The following is a 472-nucleotide window of genomic DNA, read 5'->3' on the forward strand; positions in this document are numbered from 1 at the left end:
CTGCTGAGCAGCAGCTTATATAATACGATGACTGGTGTCAGCAGTTCTTCGAATATTAAGGTTACATCGGTTTCAGGGAATGCAGTCAGCAGTATGAAGATTGATTCGATTGAGCGTCTGGCTACGGCGTGTACAGTGAAAACGGCAGGAACGGTGACGGGAACGCCAGTGGGAAGCGGCGCTGATATGAGCCAGTTTACCAATGGAGATACGTACTCATTCTCCGCGACACTTGACGGGGTGAACCGGACGATCACATTTACTGCAGGTGCAAATGATGCGGATACAATAAAGAATATTAACCAGGCGCTGTACCGGAATTTTGGTACGGCAGTCGGTATGAAATATACGGCTGGAACGGGAAGTGATAAAGGAACGATGGAGCTGGTGCAGCTGGATGCGGCTGGAAACCCAACCGATGTTCCCGTGGACTCTTCAAGAAGAGTCATTATTCAGTCCTCCGGGGATGCCG

1 protein-coding gene is annotated in these 472 nt (G+C 50.0%); it reads left to right on the forward strand.

The window, feature by feature from the left end; genetic code table 11:
• On the forward strand, positions 1–472 hold a 472-nt coding region (locus NE664_13675; protein ID MCQ4727682.1), incomplete at both ends, for a flagellar hook protein.

The organism is Anaerotignum faecicola (genome assembly GCA_024460105.1).
GTDB lineage: Bacteria > Bacillota > Clostridia > Lachnospirales > Anaerotignaceae > JANFXS01.